At 36.8% G+C, this 22539-nt stretch carries 8 protein-coding genes, 2 tRNA genes and 4 rRNA genes; 10 read left to right on the top strand and 4 right to left on the bottom strand.

Annotated features, from left to right (window positions below; genetic code table 11):
- Positions 1 to 96 precede the first annotated feature (96 nt).
- The 9 genes from rrf (T410_RS02170) to T410_RS02130 all read left to right on the top strand — a co-directional run bounded on the left by rrf (T410_RS02170) (position 97) and on the right by T410_RS02130 (position 17176).
- A 5S ribosomal RNA gene (rrf, locus tag T410_RS02170) occupies positions 97 to 206 on the top strand.
- 1485 nt (positions 207 to 1691) lie between these two features.
- Positions 1692 to 3205: ribosomal RNA gene (locus T410_RS02165) — 16S ribosomal RNA — on the top strand.
- 124 nt (positions 3206 to 3329) lie between these two features.
- Positions 3330 to 3403: transfer RNA gene (locus T410_RS02160), tRNA-Ile, on the top strand.
- Between the two features lie 94 nt (positions 3404 to 3497).
- A tRNA-Ala gene (locus tag T410_RS02155) sits at positions 3498 to 3571 on the top strand.
- A gap of 192 nt (positions 3572 to 3763) precedes the next feature.
- Positions 3764 to 6647 (top strand): 23S ribosomal RNA (locus tag T410_RS02150).
- Between the two features lie 144 nt (positions 6648 to 6791).
- Positions 6792 to 6901, top strand: a 5S ribosomal RNA gene (gene rrf / locus T410_RS02145).
- Together the 16S, 23S and 5S rRNA genes with 2 tRNA genes alongside form the textbook arrangement of a ribosomal RNA operon.
- Positions 6902 to 8064: 1163 nt before the next feature.
- Complete coding sequence (locus tag T410_RS02140; protein WP_035668274.1) at positions 8065 to 14298, top strand: gliding motility-associated C-terminal domain-containing protein; 6234 nt, start codon at positions 8065 to 8067, stop codon at positions 14296 to 14298.
- A gap of 62 nt (positions 14299 to 14360) precedes the next feature.
- Complete coding sequence (locus T410_RS02135) at positions 14361 to 15278, top strand: type IX secretion system membrane protein PorP/SprF (RefSeq protein ID WP_035668272.1); 918 nt, start codon at positions 14361 to 14363, stop codon at positions 15276 to 15278.
- 17 nt (positions 15279 to 15295) lie between these two features.
- Complete coding sequence (locus T410_RS02130; RefSeq protein WP_035668269.1) at positions 15296 to 17176, top strand: OmpA family protein; 1881 nt, start codon at positions 15296 to 15298, stop codon at positions 17174 to 17176.
- 61 nt (positions 17177 to 17237) lie between these two features.
- Here T410_RS02130 and T410_RS02125 read toward each other — a convergent pair whose 3' ends face one another.
- A complete protein-coding gene (locus T410_RS02125) occupies positions 17238 to 17819 on the bottom strand; it encodes a tRNA-(ms[2]io[6]A)-hydroxylase (RefSeq protein WP_035668268.1) in 582 nt (193 codons plus the stop codon).
- A 110-nt stretch (positions 17820 to 17929) separates the two neighbouring features.
- Here T410_RS02125 and T410_RS02120 point away from each other — a divergent pair, with 110 nt between their 5' ends.
- Positions 17930 to 19171 (top strand): glycosyltransferase, encoded by a 1242-nt coding sequence (locus T410_RS02120; RefSeq protein ID WP_035673966.1) that lies wholly within the window; start codon positions 17930 to 17932, stop codon positions 19169 to 19171.
- 55 nt (positions 19172 to 19226) lie between these two features.
- On the opposite strand, the gene T410_RS02115 is transcribed toward T410_RS02120, so the two are convergent.
- The 3 genes from T410_RS02115 to cdd form a co-directional block, all read right to left on the bottom strand.
- Entirely contained in the window at positions 19227 to 20870 is a 1644-nt protein-coding gene (locus tag T410_RS02115) for a pyruvate dehydrogenase complex dihydrolipoamide acetyltransferase (RefSeq protein WP_035668265.1), read from the bottom strand.
- 7 nt (positions 20871 to 20877) lie between these two features.
- Entirely contained in the window at positions 20878 to 21876 is a 999-nt protein-coding gene (pdhA, locus tag T410_RS02110) for a pyruvate dehydrogenase (acetyl-transferring) E1 component subunit alpha (RefSeq protein WP_035668263.1), read from the bottom strand.
- 144 nt (positions 21877 to 22020) lie between these two features.
- Complete coding sequence (gene cdd, locus T410_RS02105; RefSeq protein WP_035668261.1) at positions 22021 to 22503, bottom strand: cytidine deaminase; 483 nt, start codon at positions 22501 to 22503, stop codon at positions 22021 to 22023.
- Between the last annotated feature and the right edge of the window lie 36 nt (positions 22504 to 22539).

Here is a 22539-nt window from a genome sequence, read left to right as displayed (position 1 = left end):
TTTTCTTTATCTCAGTATGTTAAGATATTATGTAGTTAATTGTCAATTATAAATCGTCAATTGTTACAATAATTGCCCAAAGCAATTATAACCTCTTAAGGTGGTTATTGCGGCGGGGCTCACCTCTTCCCATCCCGAACAGAGTAGTTAAGCCCGCCTGCGCAGATGGTACTGCAGTTATGTGGGAGAGTATGTCGTCGCCTTTCTTTAATCTGAACTTGTTTCAGATTCTATTAAATCCTCATCATTAATTTGATGAGGATTTTTTTTGTTAATTAATTTTGATTATTAAGAATTAATGGGCTCAATTCTAAAAGTTTGGGATTAGACAAAAAGATTAGATAATCTGAACAAGAAGAAACTAATCTTTCGCAACCCTTAAACGGGCTTCTAAATGCTTTTATTTTGGTATCAAAAGCTTCTGCAGTTAGTGCTTGTATTATCAAAATGATTTAGTATTGATTGAAATTCTGGTTATTGTATTAAGGGTAGTATTGAAGTTTTAAAGCCATTTTTTTTACTTTTCTGTATTAATGATTTATTTTAGTATAGCGATTTGTTTGTTGTTATTGTAAATCCAATAGGACATTACCTATTCAGAAGGGTTTTTGGGATCTAATTTATGATTATTAAATCTACTCATGGTCACTGTTTGTTTCTTGGTATTGCTAATTCCTTCCTATATAATAACCAAAATTTCACCTGTGAAAGCCATCCGTTTTGATTAAATAGTAATTTGGGCGTTTCCCATTATAAAAAAGAGGCAATTATCTTGATGGGTAGTAGTCTCTTTTGTTATAATGTGTCGGGCTATCCGCTACAAGTCCTCAAAAAAATCCATTTCATTGCATTTTCTGCGGGCTTTTCGCTGCTATCCCTAACGCGGGCCATCGTTTTGGGAACTTTGTCATTTGTGTGAAGGATAAATTTCTACCTGATAATTGCATTTCATTTTACTTTGTCATTTGGACAAAGGAGAAATATCACTCATTGGTATTCATTTGCTATGTTGTATATAGGATTGTAGCTTTTACATGTACGAGTATTCGCTACCTGGTATATATAATGATTGCCACTAATTCTATTGATTTAGGTTGTCTCTTCTTCGGAGAGGGTCTGTTAGAGTAAAAAACTTCGCGTCACAAGAATCACGTTTACAGCGAGTTGAAACAAACATTAGTACAACATTAAAAAAAAGTGATTAAAAAGCTTGAAAAAGGGAATAAAGGGTCTACTTTTGCACCCGCAATGACGCAGAAGTTATTTGATAAACTGGCAAGATATACGAATCCAAGGAGAGAATTTATTTTCTAAAAAAGATTCAGAAAAGCTTGTGAGATTAGAAAACGGATGTTACATTTGCACCCCGCAAAACAGTGGAAGTTCCTTGACAAACTGATAAGAAATAGAGAAGATAGAGGGATTAAATTTCTTTAAAAAAACTTCAAAAATTTCTTGCCAGTTGAGAAAAGAGTTTGTACTTTTGCACCCGCTTTGAGAAACACTTTAAGGAGTGTTGATAAAGAGAAGAAAAGATAAGAACACGTTCCTAGACATATTGAATTGACAGCCGTTTTGAAAGAGATTTCAAGACAAAAGAATAAGAGTAATAGAATCGAGAGATTTGAAAAAACCACTAGAATTTAGTCGAATAAACAAAGAGAACAGATTTATCTGAACTCACACAATATACGATGAAGAGTTTGATCCTGGCTCAGGATGAACGCTAGCGGCAGGCTTAACACATGCAAGTCGAGGGGTATAGGTTTTCGGACCTAGAGACCGGCGCACGGGTGCGTAACGCGTATGCAATCTACCTTTCACAGAGGGATAGCCCAGAGAAATTTGGATTAATACCTCATAGTATAGCAGTTTCGCATGAAACCACTATTAAAGATTTATCGGTGAAAGATGAGCATGCGTCCCATTAGCTAGTTGGTAAGGTAACGGCTTACCAAGGCTACGATGGGTAGGGGTCCTGAGAGGGAGATCCCCCACACTGGTACTGAGACACGGACCAGACTCCTACGGGAGGCAGCAGTGAGGAATATTGGACAATGGGCGCAAGCCTGATCCAGCCATGCCGCGTGCAGGATGACGGTCCTATGGATTGTAAACTGCTTTTGTACAGGAAGAAACACTACTTCGTGAAGTAGCTTGACGGTACTGTAAGAATAAGGATCGGCTAACTCCGTGCCAGCAGCCGCGGTAATACGGAGGATCCAAGCGTTATCCGGAATCATTGGGTTTAAAGGGTCCGTAGGCGGTTTAGTAAGTCAGTGGTGAAAGCCCATCGCTCAACGGTGGAACGGCCATTGATACTGCTAAACTTGAATTATTAGGAAGTAACTAGAATATGTAGTGTAGCGGTGAAATGCTTAGAGATTACATGGAATACCAATTGCGAAGGCAGGTTACTACTAATATATTGACGCTGATGGACGAAAGCGTGGGTAGCGAACAGGATTAGATACCCTGGTAGTCCACGCCGTAAACGATGGATACTAGCTGTTGGGCGCAAGTTCAGTGGCTAAGCGAAAGTGATAAGTATCCCACCTGGGGAGTACGTTCGCAAGAATGAAACTCAAAGGAATTGACGGGGGCCCGCACAAGCGGTGGAGCATGTGGTTTAATTCGATGATACGCGAGGAACCTTACCAAGGCTTAAATGTAGATTGACCGGTTTGGAAACAGACTTTTCGCAAGACAATTTACAAGGTGCTGCATGGTTGTCGTCAGCTCGTGCCGTGAGGTGTCAGGTTAAGTCCTATAACGAGCGCAACCCCTGTTGTTAGTTGCCAGCGAGTCATGTCGGGAACTCTAACAAGACTGCCAGTGCAAACTGTGAGGAAGGTGGGGATGACGTCAAATCATCACGGCCCTTACGCCTTGGGCTACACACGTGCTACAATGGCCGGTACAGAGAGCAGCCACTGGGCGACCAGGAGCGAATCTATAAAACCGGTCACAGTTCGGATCGGAGTCTGCAACTCGACTCCGTGAAGCTGGAATCGCTAGTAATCGGATATCAGCCATGATCCGGTGAATACGTTCCCGGGCCTTGTACACACCGCCCGTCAAGCCATGGAAGCTGGGGGTGCCTGAAGTCGGTGACCGCAAGGAGCTGCCTAGGGTAAAACTGGTAACTAGGGCTAAGTCGTAACAAGGTAGCCGTACCGGAAGGTGCGGCTGGAACACCTCCTTTCTAGAGCCTTAGTGTTAGTATTTATACACGCTAGGGAAAGAAGACGAAAGTTCAAGTTGGAAACAAATGCCAATATTTTATTACTCTTGCTGTTAGTTCAAATAATACCATTTAAGAATAAGAGTGTCTCGTAGCTCAGCTGGTTAGAGTACTACACTGATAATGTAGGGGTCGACAGTTCGAGTCTGTCCGAGACAACTATTTTAGACTTAAAAGAAAAGAAGAAATTCTAGAGTTGAGGAGTTATGAAGTGAAAATTCATAATTCATAATTCACAATTCATAAATAGATTGGGGGATTAGCTCAGCTGGCTAGAGCGCCTGCCTTGCACGCAGGAGGTCAACGGTTCGACTCCGTTATTCTCCACTATCTTGAGTAGTAATTATTAAGGATTGGGTAGTAAGTATGACTTACGACTTTATAATTAATAATTCATACCTAAAGAAAAAGTTCATTGACATATTGAGATAAGAAAATAATAAAAAGTAGAAAGCATTTTTTGCTTGTTTATTTATAGACAAGTAGAAGAAACGGCACATTTTAATTAATGTGTTGGTACAATAAGCAAAATAAGGGCGTATGGGGGATGCCTTGGCTCTCAGAGGCGATGAAAGGCGTGATAAGCTGCGAAAAGTTACGGGGATTGGCACACACGATATGATCCGTAAATACCTGAATGGGGCAACCCACTATGTTGAAGACATAGTACACCGATAGGTGGGCAAACCCGCTGAACTGAAACATCTAAGTAGGCGGAGGAGAAGAAAACAAAAGTGATTCCGTAAGTAGTGGCGAGCGAACGCGGATTAGCCCAAACCAATGATGTTACGGCATTGTTGGGGTTGTAGGACCACGACATTTGTTGCGGATAGAATTAGAATCTACTGGAAAGTAGAGCCAAAGAAGGTGATAGCCCTGTATAAGTAATAGAAGATAACGATAGTGGTATCCTGAGTAGGGCGGGGCACGTGAAACCCTGTCTGAATTTGGCGGGACCATCCGCTAAGGCTAAATACTCCTGAGAGACCGATAGTGAACCAGTACCGTGAGGGAAAGGTGAAAAGAACCGTGAATAACGGAGTGAAATAGATCCTGAAACCATACGCTTACAAGCGGTCGGAGCCCTTTCGTGGGGTGACGGCGTGCCTTTTGCATAATGAGCCTACGAGTTAACGTTGCTGGCAAGGATAAGTGGTTAAGCCACGGATCCGTAGCGAAAGCGAGTCTGAATAGGGCGCTTTAGTCAGTAGTGTTAGACGCGAAACCGTGTGATCTACCCATGGGCAGGATGAAGCTGTGGTAACACATAGTGGAGGTCCGAACCGGTTGACGTTGAAAAGTCTTCGGATGACCTGTGGGTAGGGGTGAAAGGCCAATCAAACTCGGAAATAGCTCGTACTCCCCGAAATGCATTTAGGTGCAGCGTTATGCATAAAGTTATATAGAGGTAGAGCTACTGATTGGATGCGGGGGCTTCACCGCCTACCAATTCCTGACAAACTCCGAATGCTATATAATGTTTCATAACAGTGAGGGCTTGGGTGCTAAGGTCCAAGTCCGAGAGGGAAAGAACCCAGACCATCAGCTAAGGTCCCCAAATATACGCTAAGTTGAAAGAACGAGGTTTGTCTGCCCAGACAGCTAGGATGTTGGCTTGGAAGCAGCCATTCATTTAAAGAGTGCGTAACAGCTCACTAGTCGAGCGGACGAGCATGGATAATAATCGGGCATAAGCGTATTACCGAAGCTATGGATTTACAATTAATTGTAAGTGGTAGGGGAGCATTCTAACAGGGTTGAAGGTGTGTCGTAAGGCATGCTGGACTGGTTAGAAAAGAAAATGTAGGCATAAGTAACGATAATGCGGGCGAGAAACCCGCACACCGAAAGACTAAGGTTTCCACAGCTATGCTAATCAGCTGTGGGTTAGTCGGGACCTAAGGCGAACCCGAAAGGGACAGTCGATGGACAACGGGTTAATATTCCCGTACTAGTTATTACTGTGATGGGGTGACGGAGTGATGAAAGCGCCGCGAACTGACGGAATAGTTCGTTGAAGTACCTACCTATAAGCTGCGCAGGCAAATCCACGCGGCTTGGGGAAATACGATAGTACTCGGAGTCTTCGGACAAAGAGATAGTGCGCCTAAGGGCTTCCAAGAAAAACCTCTAAACTTCAGGTAATAAGTACCCGTACCGCAAACCGACACAGGTAGTCGAGGAGAGAATCCTAAGGTGCTCGAGAGATTCATGGCTAAGGAATTAGGCAAAATAGACCCGTAACTTCGGGAGAAGGGTCGCCAGCAGCAATGCTGGCCGCAGTGAAGAGGTCCAGGCGACTGTTTATCAAAAACACAGGGCTCTGCAAAATCGTAAGATGAAGTATAGGGCCTGACACCTGCCCGGTGCTGGAAGGTTAAGAGGAGATGTTATCTTCGGAGAAGCATTGAATTGAAGCCCCAGTAAACGGCGGCCGTAACTATAACGGTCCTAAGGTAGCGAAATTCCTTGTCGGGTAAGTTCCGACCTGCACGAATGGTGTAACGATCTGGACACTGTCTCAGCCATGAGCTCGGTGAAATTGTAGTAGCGGTGAAGATGCCGCTTACCCGCAGTGGGACGAAAAGACCCTGTGCACCTTTACTATAGCTTAGTATTGACCTTGGATAAATGATGTGTAGGATAGGTTGGAGACTGTGAAGTGGCGTCGCTAGGCGTTGTGGAGTCATTGTTGAAATACAACCCTTTGTTTATCTGAGGCCTAACCCCGTTTTGCGGGGGACATTGCTTGGTGGGTAGTTTGACTGGGGTGGTCGCCTCCAAAAGAGTAACGGAGGCTTCTAAAGGTTCCCTCAGTACGCTTGGTAACCGTGCGTAGAGTGCAATGGCATAAGGGAGCTTGACTGAGAGACATACAGGTCGATCAGGTACGAAAGTAGAGCATAGTGATCCGGTGGTTCCGCATGGAAGGGCCATCGCTCAAAGGATAAAAGGTACGCCGGGGATAACAGGCTGATCTCCCCCAAGAGCTCATATCGACGGGGGGGTTTGGCACCTCGATGTCGGCTCGTCACATCCTGGGGCTGGAGAAGGTCCCAAGGGTTGGGCTGTTCGCCCATTAAAGTGGCACGCGAGCTGGGTTCAGAACGTCGTGAGACAGTTCGGTCTCTATCTACTGTGGGCGCAAGAAATTTGAGTGGATCTGATTCTAGTACGAGAGGACCGAATTGGACAAACCTCTAGTGTATCTGTTGTCACGCCAGTGGCATCGCAGAGTAGCTACGTTTGGAAGGGATAAGCGCTGAAAGCATATAAGCGCGAAACCCACCACAAGATGAGATTTCTTTTAAGGATCGTGGGAGATGACCACGTTGATAGGCTATAGATGTAAAGGCAGTAATGTCATAGTCGAGTAGTACTAATAATCCGTAAGCTTATGTACGCTTTTCCCCGGGGTAACCCGGGGAAGAAACTTTCTCAACACTTTTTGTTTTCTTTATCTCAGTATGTTAAGATATTATGTAGTTAATTGTCAATTATAAATCGTCAATTGTTACAATAATTGCCCAAAGCAATTATAACCTCTTAAGGTGGTTATTGCGGCGGGGCTCACCTCTTCCCATCCCGAACAGAGTAGTTAAGCCCGCCTGCGCAGATGGTACTGCAGTTATGTGGGAGAGTATGTCGTCGCCTTTCTTTAATCTGAACTGGTTTCAGATTCTATTAAATCCTCATCATTAATTTGATGAGGATTTTTTTTGTTAATTAATTTTGATTATTAAGAATTAATGGGCTCAATTCTAAAAGTTGGGGATTAGACAAAAAGATTGCTTAATTTAAATAAGAAGAAATTGGTCTTTCGCAACCCTTAAACGGGCTTCTAAATGCTTTTATTTTGACATTGAATGACTCCGCAGATGCATTTGTACTTCTATTGTTAAAATTGTTTTGGATAGATTGGTAATTAAAAGTTATCCTATTAAGGATAATCTTGGAGTTTTTAAACCCTCACTGATTTACTTTTTTGTGCCAATTGGCTAATTTGGCAAAACCAATTATTTTACCAGTTGTTTTTTTTGTAAGATGGTGCGCAAGTCTGTGTTGGATTATATGCTTTTTGAATGTCATGATACAATTCAAATACAATTTACTACATGGTCTGTTTTGTTGTTATTCCAATCTTTTTTTTTCTAATTTTTTATGTTTTTGTGTGTGTTTAACCAATACGTTTGATATGTAAATAGACGAACATATCTCTGAGTGGAAAATATTGAATGGTTATTTTGTTTAAAAATCCTTTATATGTTAGCTATGGAATGTAAAATTCTTTATTAAGTTTTTTTCTTCTGAAGAAAAAATTAATTTTTATAGGATTTTTTTAATGAGTTTGGATTAAAATGTTCTAGCAAAAATTTTATAAATATTAGTTTGAAGAAAGTTAGGTGTTTTTGTAATGTAATTTTTTTTTTAATCTTTAGTTTTTCTTATTAAGTTTAGATGTCGTTTTTATTTTGAAAGTAAGTATTGTGCTTTTATAATTGATTTGAAATTTATATTGTTATGTTAGATAAATTATTGTTTAGTGGTATTGCTTTAATGAATAAATTATTTTATTATAATACTATATTTATTTTTTTTAAAATTGATATCTCATTAGTAATTGGTTAGTCATTTTTGCATGTTTTTTTATGAAATATTTTCGCAAAAAAAAGGACTAAATATGTGTTAATAATTTTGTTAAAATCTTATTAAATTTCAAATTTTAACTTGAAAGAAAAACTTTATTTTTATTTTTTTTAAATTATTAATCGTTTATTTTTAATTATTAGTAATAATATATTAACAACAAAATTCATTTTATGAAAAATAAATTACTTTTATTTTTACTATTTCATTTGCTATTAGGGAGTAAATTAATCGCAAAAAATTTAGTTACTGTTGTAAATGCGCATAATGTAAATTTGGAGATAGTGTCAAAAAACACTTCTTTTGATACAATAAAAAAACATAAGCGTAGCTCAAGAGTTTTAAAAACTGTAGCTCTTTTAACTCCTCCTGCAACAACTGCAGGAAGCTCTTGCGGAGATGGTATTAATCCCTCACAAGTCAATGTTTATGCATTTGGTAGTGCTTCGGAAACTATTGAATGGTTTGCATCTCAAACTTCAGCGAGTCCAATATTTACAGGTAATGTTTATAGTCCTAGTATTATTACAACTAAAACGTATTATGTACGTAGCCGATCAGGGAGCGATGTTAGTATACGTGTCCCGGTTGTAGCGTCTATCTATTTTACTCCTCCTTCAGTTACTTTGTCAGCTTCACCAGTTAATGATGCATTAAATCCATTATGTTTAGGAACGTCAGTTACTTTTACAGCTTCAGGCGGAGCTGATTTATTTGAGTTCTCAGTTGATGGTGTCGTTATGCAGTCTATGTCTCCAAGCAAAATATTTACAACCAATGTTTTGACTGATGGGCAAGTGGTAAGAGTGCGTACAAGATATCAAGTAAGTATGGATGGATCTATTACTGAAAGAACATGGGGGACTGGAGCTTTAGAAGATAATTTTCTTTCAGCACCATTGTCAGTTAATGCTTCTACTGGGTATATTAATTCGTTGAAAATTAGTGCTTCGGAAAATAAATTGGTTTTAGGTATTTCGGGGAAGGTTTTAAATAATAGGAGTATATTATTATTTCTTGATACAAAAGCTGGGGGATTTAATGTTTCTAATTATGGTGATGAGTTAGATTCAGATCCTTTGGTTAGATCTTTTAATCTTTTTAATAATAATCCAAGTACATTCGATTCATATTTTCAAGCGGATTATTGTTTAGTTATATCTACCGATGCAGGAGAAACGAATTATTATGCGAATGTTATAGAATTAAAAACTGGGACTTCTATCAAAACCTATGTAGGAAGTGCTGCTACTGGCTTTCCTTCAGCTGTAATGGGTGTTAATAAAAATAATTCTGGTATTAATGACTATAATCTTGGTTTTGAAGTTGAAGTCTTAAAATCTCTTATTGGTTATACAACAGGGGATATTAAGTTTTTTGGATTAACTATGAATGATAAAGAAGATGGTAGTCAGGCTGTTACTAATTCTTTTTTAAGCCCAGAAAGGAGTAGTAATTTGGATTATGGAATTGGTTCGGTTGATTATAATTTGAAAGATCCAAATCCTGTTGTAGTTTCCTCAACTGCACTAACTCCTTGTTATTCGGAAGCAAATATCATGATGAATTTTGTTTCTATTCCAACAACTATAAGTGTTGTTCAACCTACATGTGCTATAAATTCTGGTGCAATTATAATAACAACGCAACCCGGGATAGAATATAGTTTAAATGGTGGTGCTTATCAAGATTCTAATGAATTCTTTGGATTAGCTCAAGGAAGTTATATATTGAATGTTAGAAAAAAAACAGGATCTTCTTGTGTTATTTCTTCGTCAGATCCGATTGTAATTAATGCTGTTCCAGTGCCGCCAACTGCCCCAACCGCTTTGAGTGTTGTTCAACCAACTTGTGGTGTTCCGTCAGGAAGTATTGCTGTAGCAACACAATCAGTAGTAGAATATAGTTTGAATGGAACTACTTACCAATCATCAAATAGTTTTACAGGATTGGCAAAAGGGAACTATACATTATATGTTAGAAATCAATCTGACAATAGTTGTGCAACTCCATCAGTTTCAGTAGTGACAATTAATGCAGTTTCAGTAGTACTAGTTCCAACCGCTTTAAGTGTTGTTCAACCAACCTGCGGTGTTCCGTCAGGAAGTATTGCTGTAGCAACACAATCAGGCGTAGAATACAGTTTGAATGGTACAACATATCAAACATCAAATACCTTCACAGGATTGGCAAAAGGGAACTATACATTATATGTTAGAAATCTATCTGACAATAGTTGTTTAACTCCATCGGCTTCAGTTGTTACAATTAATGCAGTTCCAAGTCCACCAACTGTACCAACAGCTTCAAGTGTTGTTCAACCAACCTGTGGTGTTCCGTCAGGAAGTATTTCTGTAACAACACAATTAGGCGTAGAATACAGTTTGAATGGAACAACATATCAAACATCAAATACCTTTACGGGATTGTCAAAAGGGAACTATACCTTATATGTTAAAAATCAATCTGACAATAGTTGTGTAACTCCATCGGCTTCAGTTGTTACAATTAATGCAGTTCCAACTCCACCAACTGCGCCAACAGCTTCAAGTGTTGTTCAGCCAACATGCGGTGTTCCGTCAGGGAGTATTGCTGTAGCAACACAATCAGGCGTAGAATACAGTTTGAATGGAACTACTTATCAAACGTCAAATACCTTCACAGGATTGTCAAAAGGGAACTATACCTTATATGTTAGAAATCAATCTGACAATAGTTGTATAACCCCATCAGTTTCAGTTGTGACAATTAATACAGTTCCAACTCCACCAACTGCACCAACTGCTTCAAGTGTTGTTCAGCCAACATGTGGTGTTCCGTCAGGGAGTATTGCTGTAGCAACACAATCGGGAGTAGAATATAGTTTGAATGGAACAACTTACCAATCGTCCAATAGTTTTACGGGATTGTCAAAAGGGAACTATACCTTATATGTTAGAAATCAATCTGACAATAGTTGTGTAACTCCATCGGCTTTAGTTATTACAATTAATGCAGTTCCAACTCCACCAACTCCACCAACAGCTTTGAGTGTTGTTCAACCAACATGCGGTGTTCCGTCAGGGAGTATTGCTGTAGCAACACAATCAGGCGTAGAATACAGTTTGAATGGAACTACTTACCAATCATCAAATAGTTTTACAGGATTGGCAAAAGGGAACTATACATTATATGTAAGAAATCTATCTGACAATAGTTGTGTAACTCCATCGGCTTCAGTTGTTACAATTAATGCAGTTCCAACTCCACCAACTGCACCAACAGCTTCAAGTGTTGTTCAGCCAACCTGCGGTGTTCCGTCAGGGAGTATTGCTGTAGCAACACAATCGGGAGTAGAATACAGTTTGAATGGAACTACTTATCAAACGTCAAATACCTTTATAGGATTGTCAAAAGGGGATTATACTTTATATGTTAGAAATCTATCTGACAATAGTTGTGTAACTCCATCGGCTTTAGTTGTTACAATTAATGCAATTCCAACTCCACCAACTGCACCAACAGCTTCAAGTGTTGTTCAGCCAACATGTGGTGTTCCGTCAGGGAGTATTGCTGTAGCAACACAATCAGGTGTAGAATACAGTTTGAATGGAACAACATATCAAACATCAAATAGTTTTACAGGATTGTCAAAAGGGAACTATACCTTATATGTTAGAAATTTATCTGACAATAGTTGTGTAACTCCATCGGCTTCAGTTATTACAATTAATGCAGTTCCAACTCCACCAACTGCACCAACCGCTTTGAGTGTTGTTCAACCAACTTGTGGTGTTCCGTCAGGAAGTATTGCTGTAACAACACAATTAGGAGTAGAATACAGTTTGAATGGTACAACATATCAAACATCAAATACCTTCACAGGATTGGCAAAAGGGAACTATACCTTATATGTTAGAAATCAATCTGACAATAGTTGTGTAACTCCATCGGCTTCAGTTGTTACAATTAATGCGGTTCCAACTCCACCAACCGCACCAACAGCTTTAAGTGTTGTTCAACCAACCTGTGGTGTTCCGTCAGGAAGTATTGCTGTAGCAACACAATCAGGCGTAGAATACAGTTTGAATGGAACTACTTACCAATCATCAAATACCTTCACAGGATTGGCAAAAGGGAACTATACATTATATGTTAGAAATCTATCTGACAATAGTTGTATAACCCCATCAGTTTCAGTTGTGACAATTAATGCAGTTCCAACTCCACCAACTGTGCCAACCGCTTTAAGTGTTGTTCAGCCAACCTGTGGTGTTCCGTCAGGAAGTATTGCTGTAGCAACACAATCAGGAGTAGAATACAGTTTGAATGGAACAACTTATCAAACGACAAATACCTTCACAGGATTGTCAAAAGGGAACTATACCTTATATGTTAGAAATCAATCTGACAATAGTTGTATAACCCCATCAGTTTCAGTAGTGACAATTAATGCAGTTCCAGTAGTACTAGTTCCAACAGCTTTAAGTGTTGTTCAACCAACCTGCGGTGTTCCGTCAGGAAGTATTGCTGTAGCAACACAATCAGGCGTAGAATACAGTTTGAATGGAACAACATATCAAACATCAAATACCTTCACAGGATTGTCAAAAGGGGATTATACTTTATATGTTAGAAATCAATCTGACAATAGTTGTGTAACTCCATCGGCTTCAGTTGTTACAATTAATGCAGTTCCAACTCCACCAACCGCACCAACAGCTTTAAGTGTTGTTCAGCCAACATGTGGTGTTCCGTCAGGAAGTATTGCTGTAGCAACACAATCAGGCGTAGAATACAGTTTGAATGGAACAACTTATCAAACGACAAATACCTTCACAGGATTGTCAAAAGGGGACTATGCATTATATGTTAGAAATCAATCTGACAATAGTTGTATAACCCCATCAGTTTCAGTTGTGACAATTAATGCAGTTCCAACTCCACCAACTGCACCAACAGCTTTGAGTGTTGTTCAACCAACCTGTGGTGTTCCGTCAGGAAGTATTGCTGTAGCAACACAATCAGGAGTAGAATACAGTTTGAATGGAACAACTTATCAAACGACAAATACCTTCACAGGATTGTCAAAAGGGAACTATACCTTATATGTTAGAAATCAATCTGACAATAGTTGTATAACCCCATCAGTTTCAGTAGTGACAATTAATGCAGTTCCAGTAGTACTAGTTCCAACAGCTTTAAGTGTTGTTCAACCAACCTGCGGTGTTCCGTCAGGAAGTATTGCTGTAGCAACACAATCAGGCGTAGAATACAGTTTGAATGGAACAACATATCAAACATCAAATACCTTCACAGGATTGTCAAAAGGGGATTATACTTTATATGTTAGAAATCTATCTGACAATAGTTGTGTAACTCCATCGGCTTCAGTTGTTACAATTAATGCAGTTCCAACTCCACCAACTCTGCCAACAGCTGAAAGTACAGTTCATCCAACATGTGCCGTTCCATCTGGAACTTTAGTAGTGGCTGCACAATCAGGAGTAGAATATAGTTTGAATGGAATAACGTATCAAACTTCAAATGTTTTTTCTGGCTTAACTCCAAATAATTATGTCTTATACGTAAGAAATATTACTGATAATACATGTTCTGTTCAAAGTACTTTAAGCGTAACAATCAACCCTCTTCCTCCGTTGCCTTTAGTGCCAACATTAGTACAAATTATGCAGCCAACTTGTTTACAACCTCTGGGTAGAATTCAGATTGCTGCACAAGCTAATGTTCAATATAGTATTGGTTATGGATATCAAGATGATGCTGAGTTTTTAAATTTAGCACCCGGAAAGTATACAATGAGTGTGCGATTTACAAATAGCATTGCTTGTATCAGTACAGGTTCTCAAATAACTATTAATCCTGTCCCTCCACAAATTCAATTTCAAATTTCAGGAGAATGTGATTCTAAAGATTATGTTTTAACTGCTAGTCCAATTTCATCGTCTTATGATTCTAATAATGTTGATTATGAATGGAAAGATAGTAATGGATCACTTATTGGAACTAATTCTAATATTTTAAATGTATCTGATGTGGCTGCATCTACCTTAGGGCAAGTGATATTTCCTATTAAGTATAGTTTAACTGTTAAGTCGATTGCTACTGGTTGTGAAACAACAGATAATGTTACAATTGAATCTATTTATTGTAATATACAAAAAGGAATTTCTCCTGATGGCAATGGCTCAAACGACTATTTTGATTTAAGATTAATGGATGTAAAAAACTTAGAGATATTTGATAGATATGGTATTAAAGTTTACAATCAGACTAATTATACTGATCAATGGAAAGGTCAGTCCAATAACGGAAATGAACTTCCAAGTGCAACCTATTATTATGTGATACAATTTAATAATGGAGAAACAAAAACAGGTTGGATTTATCTAATCAGAGAAAAATAGTAATTAATAAATTTGTTGATTATGCAATTCTTACACTCTAATAAATCGAAAAACAAACAGATATGAACAAAATATTTTTGACGTCTTTTTTGGTTCTTATAACCTGTATAGGTTTAAAAGCGCAACAAAATCCCCATTATACCCAATATATGTATAATATGAATGTAATGAATCCAGCATATGCTGGTTCAAAAGAAAGTATTTCTTTTGGACTTTTATATCGAAAACAGTGGGTGAATATTGAAGATGCGCCAACAACTTTTAGTTTTTCCGGACATGGAGCTGCTGGGAAAAATGTTGGTTTAGGATTGTCGTTTATTTCTGATAAAATTGGGCCAGTTACAGAACAAAATGTTTATGGAGATTTTTCTTATACTTTAAATTTAGGAGGAGAGCAACATTTGGCTTTTGGCTTAAAAGCCGGAGCTTCTTTTCATAAAGTAGGTTTAAGGGATATTCAATCTAGTTTGCCTGATCCTTCAGAAGGTATTTTTGGTGAAGATATAAATGATGTGAAATTAAATGTAGGAACAGGAGTTTTTTATTACACAGATAAATATTATGTTTCCTTATCAGTACCTAATATGTTAAATTCAGCGCACTTAGATTATAATGGGCGTGAATATGGCTCGGACGTTTCCCATTATTTTTTAACTGCAGGATACGTATTTGACCTTAATTATGAATTGAAATTTAAGCCATCGTTTATGTTGAAATCAGCTTTCAATGTAAAACCATCTCTTGATCTTTCCACAAATTTTTTATATCAAGAAAAGTTTGAGATTGGAGCTACGTATAGATTAGAGGATAGTTTCGGTGCAATGATTAATTTTGCAATAACACCGGAATTGAAAATAGGTTATGCATATGATCATATTATATCGGATCTAAAAGTAACAGCGCCATCTTCTCATGAATTCATTTTGTTATATGATTTATTCACACCAAAAAAAGTTTCTCGTTCTCCGAGATTTTTCTAATTTAATATAAATAGTTAATGAAAAAAATTAATATACTGTTGTTTGTTTTGTTTGTAAGTGTTTCAATATCTGGACAAAACAAAGGAACTAAAGCAGCTGATAAATTATTTAAAAGATTTGAATATGTTCAAGCAACACAAAAATATCTAGCTCTAATTCATAGTGGAAATTCAGATGGATATATATATAAGCAACTTGGAGATTGCTATTATTTTATGAATAATTCAATTGAATCAGAAAAATGGTATTCAAAAGCATTAAAATTTAGTCAAGTTGACAATATTTATTTTTATAGATATGCTCAAGTGCTGAAATCTAATAAAAAATATGATGAAGCAAATGAACAAATGATTCGGTTTTCATCAAATTTACCTAATGATAGTCGAGCTATAGCTTTTACTAAAGATCCAAATTATCTTTCTAAGTTAAATTCTATTGACGAAGCTTTTGAAATAAAAAAGATAGATATTAATACAAAACATTCGGATTTTGGTGGTGTTTTATATAAAAACGCACTATATTTTGTAAGTTCAAGAAATGAAAAAGCAACTATTTATGGTTGGAACAACGAACCTTTTTTAGATATTTATCAATCAAATTTTAAAGAAGATGGTACGTTTGCTGAACCAGTTTTAGTTAAAGAATTAAACACGAAATACCATGAAGGTCCTGTGAGTATTTCTAGAGATGGTAATACAGTGTATTTTTCAACTGAAAGTTTAAATGATAATTTATTTGAAAACGACAAGGTAAATAAATTGAAATTTGGACAAGTTTATATTTATAAAGCCACTAGAGTTGAAGGAAAGTGGACTAACATAACTTCTCTTTCATTTAATAGTAAAAGTTATTCTACAAGTAATCCTTCAATTGATTCGGAAGGTAAATATCTTTATTTTTCATCTAATATGCCTGGTTCGATAGGAGGTATGGATATTTGGAAAGTTGCAATAAATAGTGATGGTACATATGGGGATCCTAAAAATTTAGGAGACAAAATAAATACAGATGGAGATGAGGCGTTTCCTTATATTACTGATGAAAATATATTATACTTTTCTTCTAAGGGTTTGACTGGTTTTGGTGGATATGATATTTTTTCTAGTGATTTAAATATAAATGAGCCTCCTGTTAATGTAGGAAAACCTGTAAATTCTGAAAAAGATGATTTTGCGTTTTCTTTTAATAATGAAAGAAACTTAGGTTTTTTATCTAGTAATAGAGATGGTTCGGATGATATATTTAGTGCAAAACCTATTTACAATGGGAAAATCTCGCTTTCTGTCAAAAATGCAAAAGATGGAATAATTATTCCAAATTCTAAAGTTTTAATTCAAGACAAGAATAAAACTTTTTTAGATACTAAATTTTTAAAAGAAAATTCTGAACTTTTATATAATGTACAACCTAATACAAACTATATTTTAGAGATATACAAAGATGGTTTTGTAACTAAATCAATTGAAGTATCAGAGATTAAAAGAGGTACTGCAATGATTAATGTTTTATTAGATCCTATTGAAGAAGTCGTTGTTAGAGATAACGAGAGTATTATTCTTAATCCTATATATTTTGAATTTAATAAAAGTGATATTACAAATAAGGCTATTAATGAACTTGATAAATTAGTATATGTAATGTCTCAGAATGATCAAATAAACATTTTTGTTAAATCACATACAGATTCAAGAGGTTCAGATGCTTATAATTTAAATCTTTCGCAAAAGAGAGCCAAATCTACGGTTCAATATGTAATTTCAAAAGGGATAAGTAATGATAGGATTTCTGGAAAGGGATTTGGCGAATCAGAACCAAAGATTAATTGTAAAAAGGATTGTACAGCCGATGAATATTCTTTAAATAGACGTTCTGAGTTTATGATTGTTAAAAAGTTATAATTTATTATTATATATTTTAAACTTAAAAAGCCAATTCTATTTTAGAATTGGCTTTTTAAGTTTAACCATGTATGGTTTCTTGTTTTCCATAGTTGGTAATAATAGAAGTTTCAAATTCAATCCATTCTTGCCAACGTTTATCAACATCAAAATTGTCAACATATTTTCTGGCAAAGCCAAGAAAAGTGGTGTAATGTCCAGCTTCTGAAATCATTAATTCGCGATAAAATGCGGCTAGTTCTGTATCTTTTATGTTTTCAGAGAGCACCTTAAAGCGCTCACAACTTCGGGCTTCAATCATAGCGGAAAATAACAAACGATCACACAAAGCATCTTTTCGGCTACCATCTTTTTTCATGAATTTAAAAAGCTCATTTACATAATGGTCTTTTCGTTCGCGACCTAAAGTTAAACCTTTGCTTTTAATTAAGTTATGAACCAATTGAAGGTGATCTAATTCTTCTTTTGCTATAATCAACATTTCGGTTACTAATTCTTCTAATTCAGAATTGTAAGTGACTAAACTTATTGCATTTGAGGCTGCTTTTTGTTCGCACCAAGCATGATCAGTTAATATTTCTTCAATATTTGATTCGACAATATTTACCCAACGTGGGTCTGTGGCTAATTTTAATCCTAACATCTTATTGAAATTTATTTAATGCAAAATTAGTCTTTTCTTATTGATTTTTGTTTGAAATGATGTTATTGCCATCTAAATTGTATTATTTTGCAACTGAAATTGTAAAAATTATGAATAAGATGCAACAGCTTTTAATTATTGGTTTCGTTTGGCCAGAACCCAATTCATCAGCAGCAGGAGGAAGGATGTTGCAATTAATATCGCTTTTCAAAGGGCAAGGATTTAGTATAACTTTTGCAAGTCCAGCTCAGGAAAGTGATTTTATGGTTAATCTGGAAGAACATGGAATTGAGAAGAAATCTATTGAGTTGAATAATTCTAGTTTTGATTTTTTTGTAAAAGAACTGAATCCAACAGTAGTTTTGTTTGACCGTTTTATGATGGAAGAACAATTTGGTTGGCGAGTCGCTGAAAATTGTCCCAATGCATTGCGATTGTTAGATACAGAAGATTTACACTGTTTGCGATTAGCAAGGCAGAAAGCATTCAAGGAAAATCGTTCTTTTAGTATTTTTGATTTATTTCTTGAAGAGGTTGCAAAACGGGAAATAGCGAGTATTTTGCGTTGTGATTTATCATTGATGATATCGGAATTTGAAATGGAACTTTTGGAATCGACTTTTAAGATAGAAAAAGGTTTGTTGCATTATCTCCCTTTTTTATTGGATACAATCGATGCTTCTTATATTGAAAAAACACCTTCTTTCGAAAATCGAAAAAATTTTATTTTTATAGGAAATTTTCTTCATGAGCCTAATTGGAATGCGGTTCAGTATTTAAAAGAAACTGTTTGGCCTTTAATTAGAAAACAAATGCCAGAAGCTTTATTGCATATTTATGGAGCTTATCCTTCGCAAAAAGTATTGCAATTACACAATGTTAAAGAAGGTTTTGTAATTATGGGTCGTGCGAATGATGCCCAAGAAGTGGTTTGCAATGCCCGAGTTGTTTTAGCTCCTTTACGTTTTGGTGCCGGAATAAAAGGGAAATTAGTGGAAGCGATGCAATGCGGAACACCAAGTGTTACTACAACAATTGGTGCTGAATCAATGCACGGTGATTTGCTTTGGAACGGCTTTATTGTTGATGAACCAACTGTTTTTGCAGATAGTGCAGTTCAATTGTATCAAGACAAAATTATTTGGCTAAAAGCCCAACAAAACGGAATCGCAATTATCAATCAGCGGTATTTGAAAAAAATATTCGAGGATGATTTTGTAAAAAAAGTTGAGATGTTACAAACTGATTTGCAGAAACATCGTTTGACTAACTTTATGGGAGCTATGTTGCAACATCATACATTGAACAGTACAAAGTATATGTCGCGTTGGATAGAAGCTAAGAATAAATAAAAAATCCCGTCAAGTTATAAAACAAGACGGGATTTGTATTTTAAAGACCAAGTTATTACGCAAGCATCGTAACTGGGTTTTCTATGAATTGTTTCAATGTTTGTAAAAATTGAGCTCCTGTAGCACCATCAATAGTTCTGTGATCGCAAGCTAAAGATAACATCATTGTATTTCCTACTACAATTTGTCCATTTTTCACTACTGGTTTTTCTACAATTGCTCCTACTGATAGGATCGCAGAGTTTGGTTGATTGATAATAGAGTTGAATTCGGTAATACCAAACATACCAAGATTAGAAACAGTAAAAGTACTTCCTTCCATTTCAGTAGGTAATAGTTTTTTGTTTTTAGCTCTTCCTGCAAGATCTCTTACGTTTCCGCCAATTTGTGATAAACTCATAGCATCTGTAAATCGTAATACAGGTACTACTAGACCGTCTTCAACAGCTACGGCAACTCCAATATTCACATGATGGTTGATGATGATAGCATCTTCTCTCCACTGTGAATTTATTTTTGGATGTTTTTTCAAAGCTAATGCACAAGCTTTTATTACCATGTCGTTAAAAGATACTTTTGTATCAGGGACGCTGTTAATGATAGCTCTTGATTTCATCGCATCATCCATAGTTACCTCTATTACTAAGTTGTAATGTGGAGCTGTAAATAAAGATTCTGCTAAACGTTTAGCAATGATTTTTCGCATTTGCGAATTCTTGATTTCTTCTGTGAAAACTTCTCCTGCTGGAACAAATGGTTTTGCTGCGGCAACAGTTTCTGTTTTGGCTGGTGCGGAAGTTGCAGTAGCCGGTGCAGCTGTAGTTTGTGGTGTGAAGTTTTCAATATCGCTTTTTACGATACGCCCGTTTTCACCTGAACCTTTCACTTGAGTTAATTGAATTCCTTTGTCACTTGCAATTTTCTTTGCTAATGGTGATGCTAAAATTCTCTGTCCGTCAGTTGATGCTTCTTGTACAATTGGTTCTGCTGTTTTTTCAGCTGGTGCTGCTTTTGCTTCTTCAGTTGCAATAGGGGCTTGTGGAGATCCTCCAGTTTTATAATTTTCACCAATACCGCTAATGTCAGTTCCTTCAGGTCCAATGATGGCTAAAAGACTATCAACAGGGGCAGTATTTCCTTCTTCAATTCCTATGTATAATAGTGTTCCTTCGTTGAAAGATTCAAATTCCATTGTTGCTTTATCGGTTTCGATTTCAGCAAGTATATCTCCTTCGGTAATTTTATCACCTACTTTTTTCAACCAAGTAGCAACTGTACCTTCTGTCATGGTATCGCTTAAACGAGGCATTGTAACTACGATTACTCCTTTTGGTAAAGAAGCTGGAGCAGTTGTTTCTTCTTTTTTAACTTCTGGAGCTGCTACAGTTTCAGCAACGGCAGGTTTAACTTCTTCAGTTGCGGGAGTTGCTTTTCCAGCTATTAAAGCTGAAACATCTTCACCTTCATTTCCTATTATTGCTAATAGAGAGTCTACCGGTGCAGTTTCTCCTTCTGGAATACCAATATATAATAGAGTTCCTTCATTGAAAGACTCAAATTCCATTGTTGCTTTGTCAGTTTCAATTTCTGCAAGGATATCACCTTCGCTAATTTTGTCTCCTACTTTTTTTAGCCAAGTCGCTACCGTTCCTTCCGTCATCGTATCGCTCAAACGAGGCATTGTTATTATTGTTGCCATAATTGATTTATAGTTTATGAGGTAAAAATGGATAGTTTTCTTGATCGTATACTACGTCGTATAATTGTTGGATTTCAGGGTAAGGTGATTCTTCAGCGAATTTTACGCATTCTTCCACTAAATCTTTTACTCTTTGATCAATTGCTTCAATCTCTTCCTCAGTAGCATATTTTTGATCTTTAATTACATCTAAAACTTGTGTAATTGGATCTATTTTTTTGTATTCTTCTACTTCTTCTTTCGAACGGTATAGTTGTGCATCAGACATGGAGTGTCCTCTGTAACGGTATGTTTTCATTTCAAGGAAAGTTGGTCCATCACCACGACGTGCTCTATCAATAGCTTCTGTCATTGCTTCAGCAACTTTTACCGGATTCATTCCATCAACTGGTCCACAAGGCATTTCATATCCTAAACCTAGTTTCCAGATATCAGTATGGTTTGCAGTTCTTTCTACAGAAGTTCCCATAGCGTAACCGTTATTTTCAACGATAAATACTACTGGAAGTTTCCATAACATAGCCATGTTGAAGGCTTCGTGTAAGGAACCTTGACGAGCAGCTCCATCACCAAAATAGGTCATAGTAACACCGCCAGTACCATTGTATTTATCTCCAAATGCCAATCCGGCACCTACAGGTATTTGTCCTCCTACAATTCCGTGACCACCATAAAAACGGTGTTCTTTTGAGAAAATGTGCATAGAACCACCCATTCCTTTAGATGTTCCTGTGACTTTTCCCATTAGTTCAGCCATTACTCGTCTTGGATCAACACCCATTCCTATTGGTTGAACGTGATTTCTATAAGCAGTAATCATTTTGTCTTTTGTCAAGTCCATGGCGTGCAATGCACCTGCCAGAACGGCTTCTTGACCATTATATAAGTGTAGAAATCCTCTAACTTTTTGTTGGATGTATAATGCTGCAAGTTTGTCCTCAAACTTTCTCCAAAGTAGCATGTCTTCATACCACTTTAAATAAACTTCTTTTGTAACTTCTTTCATCTGAATTAATTCTTTTGCTAAAGTGTTATTGTATTATGAATTGGTACCATAACGCAAAATAGTTTCCTCCCACAAATTTGCGAATCGCAAAAATAAGACATTCCAACTAAGAAGTAAAATTTATAAGCTAGTTTTTGGTTTTTTTTACAAGAACTTTTTATCAAACATAAAAGGAAGTAAGTTTTTTAGGGATGCTGATTTGTAAATAGCACCTGTTTCTCCCATGAAGTAGATTTGAATGGGGGTATTTTGTTTTATTTCATATTCTGCTATTGATTGTCTGCAAGAGCCACAAGGTGGTATCGGTGTCGTTGTTTTATTTGTGTCTGAAGCAGCGGTTATTGCTAATTTTAAAATTTTTGCGTCAGGATAAATCGCTCCTGCTTGAAAAATCGCAATACGTTCAGCGCAAAGACCGGAGGGATATGCTGCATTTTCTTGATTTGAACCTAATACAATCGTTCCGTTGTCTAAAAGTATTGCTGCGCCTACTCTAAATTTCGAATATGGGGCATATGCTTTCTTTCTGATTGCTATCGCTTGTTCCATTAAATTTTGAATGTCAGCTGGTAAATCAAGAGTCGAATCAAAAACATTGAATTGTGTTGTAATAATAATTTCTTTCATTCTTTTGACAGGAAAAAAAATCCAAATTTCAACGAT

The organism is Flavobacterium sp. 83, assembly GCF_000744835.1.
In the GTDB taxonomy this organism is placed as follows: domain Bacteria; phylum Bacteroidota; class Bacteroidia; order Flavobacteriales; family Flavobacteriaceae; genus Flavobacterium.
Note: the sequence above shows the minus strand (reverse complement) of the source record. Positions and strands in the feature narration are given on the sequence as shown.

Bases quoted from the DNA above. Each gene is read 5' to 3' on its own strand.
- cdd (WP_035668261.1), bottom strand. From the start codon at position 22,503: ATGAAAGAAATTATTATTACAACACAATTCAATGTTTTTGATTCGACT.
- T410_RS02120 (WP_035673966.1), top strand. From the start codon at position 17,930: ATGAATAAGATGCAACAGCTTTTAATTATTGGTTTCGTTTGGCCAGAA.
- T410_RS02115 (WP_035668265.1), bottom strand. From the start codon at position 20,870: ATGGCAACAATAATAACAATGCCTCGTTTGAGCGATACGATGACGGAA.
- T410_RS02125 (WP_035668268.1), bottom strand. From the start codon at position 17,819: ATGTTAGGATTAAAATTAGCCACAGACCCACGTTGGGTAAATATTGTC.
- T410_RS02130 (WP_035668269.1), top strand. From the start codon at position 15,296: ATGAAAAAAATTAATATACTGTTGTTTGTTTTGTTTGTAAGTGTTTCA.
- T410_RS02135 (WP_035668272.1), top strand. From the start codon at position 14,361: ATGAACAAAATATTTTTGACGTCTTTTTTGGTTCTTATAACCTGTATA.
- T410_RS02140 (WP_035668274.1), top strand. From the start codon at position 8,065: ATGAAAAATAAATTACTTTTATTTTTACTATTTCATTTGCTATTAGGG.
- pdhA (WP_035668263.1), bottom strand. From the start codon at position 21,876: ATGAAAGAAGTTACAAAAGAAGTTTATTTAAAGTGGTATGAAGACATG.